General features: G+C 50.9%; 1 protein-coding gene. It reads right to left on the minus strand.

Annotation, left to right across the window (positions count from 1 at the left end; all coding sequences use genetic code 11):
- The coding region (locus A3750_RS18870; protein WP_231871888.1) for an HAD-IC family P-type ATPase at positions 1-572 on the minus strand (572 nt) is incomplete at its 3' end.
- Positions 573-589 lie beyond the last annotated feature (17 nt).

Genomic DNA, 589 nt, shown 5'->3' on the forward strand with positions numbered 1-589 from the left:
CCCTTGTCTTGTAACGCTTTAACGTAGGCGAGTTTGTCTTCGGGGCTTTGCTCAGCGTTTATATGCGCAATCCTCAGTTTTTCAGCGATGTTTTCCACGGCAGATTGCTGGTCGCCACTCAATATATGGATGGTTGAGCCGCGCTTAGCGAGTGCTCTAACTGTCTCGGCTGCTTCAGGGCGGAGTGTGTCGCTAAGATCGAATCGCGCCAAAATATGCTGATCTGAACTAAGAAATACTTGAGAGTGACTTTCCTTAGCGCCGCTAACAGATGAGAAGCCGTCTTTTGTTACCTGTTCGATAAAGCGCGCGCTACCCAGAAAATAGCGAGTTCCCTCTACCTCGCCGGATACGCCCTGGCCGGTATGATGCTGAAGATTGCTCGCTGAAGTCGCGACAGAGCAATCAAATGCTCTCGCAATCGGATGGTGCGTCTCCCGTTCCAACGCTGTTGCAATGCCAAGAACGTGCTCCTCCGACTGGCCCGATAAAGGTTCTATGTGTGCGATACTCAGTTTGCCTTGCGTCAGCGTTCCTGTCTTATCGAAAATGACATCATCAGCGCGCGACATTGCTTCCAAAACATGGT

It is taken from the genome of Oleiphilus sp. HI0079, from assembly GCF_001635105.1.